This window comes from Psychromonas sp., from assembly GCF_041586535.1.
GTDB lineage: Bacteria > Pseudomonadota > Gammaproteobacteria > Enterobacterales > Psychromonadaceae > Psychromonas.
Genome location: NZ_JBFGZY010000210.1, coordinates 1 through 4,110, shown reverse-complemented (window position 1 = coordinate 4,110; position 4,110 = coordinate 1). Strand labels below are relative to the sequence as shown.

At 42.6% G+C, this 4,110-nt stretch carries 2 protein-coding genes and 1 pseudogene; all 3 read left to right on the top strand.

The window, feature by feature from the left end; all coding sequences use genetic code 11:
- The first annotated feature begins 250 nt into the window (after positions 1-250).
- Entirely contained in the window at positions 251-895 is a 645-nt protein-coding gene (gene uvrY, locus ABZA00_RS16555; protein WP_372883256.1) for a UvrY/SirA/GacA family response regulator transcription factor, read from the top strand.
- A 105-nt stretch (positions 896-1,000) separates the two neighbouring features.
- The gene (gene uvrC, locus ABZA00_RS16550) at positions 1,001-2,830 is read left to right on the top strand and encodes an excinuclease ABC subunit UvrC (protein ID WP_372883255.1); all 1,830 of its coding nucleotides are present in this window, start codon (positions 1,001-1,003) and stop codon (positions 2,828-2,830) included.
- A 661-nt stretch (positions 2,831-3,491) separates the two neighbouring features.
- Positions 3,492-3,968: pseudogene (locus ABZA00_RS16545) on the top strand (peptidase U32 family protein); the annotation flags it as partial.
- Positions 3,969-4,110 lie beyond the last annotated feature (142 nt).

Here is a 4,110-nt window from a genome sequence, read left to right as displayed (position 1 = left end):
TGCCCGAAGGGGTCGGCTAAAAGCGTTTTACTCTTTGTTGCGAGGTATTTACTTAGAATGACTAAGCTACACACCTCGCGTCGCGATTAAAACGCTTTTATCTCGAACAAAAATTAACCGCGAAAGATCAACAGACCCTAATGATTAAAAACTATTCGGCGTTTGTTTCAGGTGTTGAATGGTTGCTTATAAATGTTTAAATTTTAGCTTAATGTTCCGGCGGGCGCCTGAGCATTAGCGGAGAAATTTCGTGATAAATATCCTGTTGGTCGATGACCATGAATTAGTTCGTACAGGGATTCGCCGTATCATTGATGATGTTCGAGGCATGAAAGTTGTTGGAGAAGCCGAAAGTGGTGAAGAAGCCGTAAAGTGGTGCCGTAAGAATCAGGCCGATGTTATTTTGATGGATATTAATATGCCCGGCATTGGTGGGCTGGATGCAATGCACAAAATTTTACGTATTAATGAAGATATCAAAATAATTATGCTGACTATGCATACTGAGAATCCCTTTCCCTCAAAAGTGATGCAGGCAGGGGCATCCGGCTATATCAGTAAAGCCGCCGGGCCAAACGAGGTACTCAATGCCATTCGTTCAGTGCATGCCGGACAGCGGTATTTAGCCGCAGAAATAGCACAACAGATGGCGCTTTCACAAATATCGCCGACATCTGACGATCCTTTTGGCAAACTCTCCGAAAGAGAGCTGCAGATCATGATGATGATCACTAAAGGACAGCGTGTTGTGGATATTTCTGAGCAGCTTGGTCTAAGCCCAAAAACAATCAATAGCTACCGTTATCGTTTATTTGACAAATTAGGGGTCAATGGCGATGTTGGTTTGACACATTTGGCGATACGTTATGGCATACTTGATACTGACTTGCTGTAATCTGTCAGACATACATTTTGCTAGCATAATATTTATCAGCAAGCCACTTAACGATGTTAAAACTCCGATGGTTAAGTGGTTTGAGAAAACAGGTTGTATGGTTATATGAGCGCCTTTTGCTCTGAAAGCTTCTTAAAAACGGTCACCACCGAGCCTGGTGTTTACCGTATGTTTAACCAGCAGAGGGTTATCTATGTTGGCAAAGCAAAAAATCTTAAAAAACGTCTGAGCAGTTATTTTAGTCTTACTCAGAAGCATCCTAAAACACTTGCGTTAGTGAGTCATATTGACCGTATCGAAGTCACGGTTACTCATACTGAAACGGAAGCACTGATCCTCGAACACAACTTCATTAAGCAGTATAAACCTAAATATAATGTCTTATTACGTGATGATAAATCCTATCCTTTTCTATTTTTAAGCGCGCATAAACATCCGCAATTGACTTTAGTACGCTCTCAAAATCGCCAACGCAAAGGCACTTATTTTGGCCCTTACCCTAGCGGTGGAGCGGTCCGGGAAAGCCTGCATCTGATGCAGAAACTATTTCCGATACGTCAGTGTGAAGACAGTTATTATAACAACCGCTCCCGGCCCTGCCTGCAGTATCAATTAAAGCGTTGTCTTGCCCCCTGTGTCAATGCCATGCCTGAAGCTGAATATGCGCATCAGGTTGCATTAGCCACCGCCTTTTTACAGGGTAAAAGCCAGCATGTTATTAACCAGCTGGTTAGCGAAATGGAAGAGGCAAGTAGCGGCCTGGAATTCGAGAAAGCGGCAATACGTCGGGATCAAATTCAATCTCTGAAAAAAGTGCAGGAGCAGCAGTGGGTAAGCGGTGATATTGAGCAGCTGGATGTAGTAGGTTTTGTTTATCAGCAGGGCATTGCCAGTGTACATCTGTTGTTTGTCCGCCAGGGACGAATATTGGGCAGCCGTAATTATTTTCCTAAAATTCCTAAAAATTCCAGTCAGGATGAGGTACTCAGTGCTTTTTTAAGTCAGTTTTATCTCTCAGGTCAAAACGGCCGTGCGATACCGCGGGAAATTTTACTCAGTGATGACTTTACCGATCGAGCTATGTTTAGCGATCTTTTTAGTGAATATTGCGGTTACAAAACCACCCTGAAAACAGAGGTGCGCGGTGAGCGGGCCAAGTTTGTCAAGCTTGCTCAAAAGAACGCAGAGATAGCCTTACAGACTCATCTCAACCAAAAAAACAATATCCTGCATCGCTACCAGTTATTAGAAGAAAAATTAGATTTAAACAAGCCGATATTGCGTATGGAATGTTACGATATTTCTCATATGCTGGGCGAAAAAACGGTAGCTTCCTGCGTGGTATTTAATCGTGAGGGGGCAAAAAAATCGGACTATCGGCGTTTTAATATTACCGGAATCACCCCCGGAGATGATTATGCGGCAATGGGGCAGGTTCTGTCCAGGCGCTTTAAGACGGTGCAACAGCCCGAAAACATTCCCGATATTATTTTTATTGATGGTGGCTTGGGGCAATTAAATCAGGCTGAAAATATTATCAGCTCCCTTGAAGATAACTTTAACGGTAAATACCCGTTATTGATTGGTATCGCGAAGGGTGTGACCCGTAAGGCTGGCTTAGAAACACTGATTTTAGCCGGCAGCCATGAAATAATTGAAATGAGCAGTGATTCGCCTGCGCTGCATTTAATACAGCAAATTCGCGATGAATCGCACCGTTTTGCCATTATGGGGCACCGTCAGCAGCGTGATAAAAAAAGAAGAAGCAGTGCACTGGAAGATATTGCCGGTGTTGGCGCTAAACGCCGTCAGGCATTATTAAATCATTTGGGTGGTTTACAAGGGGTTATCGCCGCAAGTATTGACGAATTACAAAAAATCCCCGGCATAAGCCATTCATTGGCTGAAACAATCTATGAAGCATTGCATAATTGAGCAGCTCAGCTTAAATGCAACAATCACAACAACTTTAGTAACCTCAACTCTGGATAATGAAGGCGTAATTACCTTTAAATATCATAATGTTAACGTTTTGTATTTACAGTGCCGTTAGTTTTGTGTAGTTCAAGGCGAATCATCGTAGCAATAGCCGGTTATTGGTAGATGATTTAACGCAGAAATAGCTGCAATGTATCGATTTGCCTATCCAAAGCTGAGGTTGATTAACAGGAAACGTAGATTTGGTGAATAGTGTTAACTGATGACAATACTCGTATACGGGAAGTAACTGCAGTGTGCTTTATAAGATTGTTTTTGAGCTAGAAAACTAATTCCTGTAAGGGAAGTTAAGCTGTAGGCTGTCCCGATATAGCGCATAATGTTAATTAACATTTTGATCTTGTGCCACCGATTTGGTGATGGGAAATATGCTGGTGTCGTATACGAGCCCGGTGCGCACGGTCCAGCGAAAGGTAGTAATGTCTCGCCATACTCTATCTATTATTTACGTTCACTCTGTTATTGAAAATTTCACTGTCCGACGACTGTGCGTTTGCCGGCTACCCATAGCCAGCTCTAACCCGGTAGCAGCAATGGTAATGAGTAGTCTATACAGGTAGAATTCCCCCCTTTTGAAATCTATTAAGTGAGTGATTGCGTGACCAAGCAAAAAATTGAATTATTGGCGCCCGGTGGAGATGTTGAGTCGATTAAAGCCGCGATTATTGCCGGTGCAGATGCAGTCTACTGTGGTTTAGACAGCTTTAATGCGCGCAACCGGGCGGTTAATCTTTCATTTGATGAACTGCTTGGCGTGATTAAACTTGCTCACCAGTTCGACTGCAAAGTTTTTTTAACCCTGAATATCCTTATATTAGAACAAGAAATAAAGGCTCTGGTGAAGTTACTTAACCAACTGGTTAATACCGATATTGACGGAATAATCGTTCAGGATTTAGGGCTGCTTTATCTGCTTAAGAACTATTTCCCAACCCTTGATATACATGCGTCAACACAGTTAACCACCCATAATGAAGGGCAGATAATGTTTCTGGCTAACATGGGAGCATCCAGAGTCAATCTGTCTCGTGAGTTAGATCTTGGCGAAATAAAAAGTTTAACAAAAGTCGCGCATCCGGCGTTTTTCAAGACAGTTGTCACTCATTAGTTAATTTTTATGCTGCTTCTTTAAGCGGCTTATCTGGGTTTAATGTCACAGCGCCAATTGCATCACAATCTTGAATATCGCCAGACCAGCGTAATGGATTTTTAGCCCT

What these genes read in the sequence shown, in the direction of transcription:
- uvrC (WP_372883255.1), top strand. Translation starts at nt 1,001, where the DNA reads ATGAGCGCCTTTTGCTCTGAAAGCTTCTTAAAAACGGTCACCACCGAG.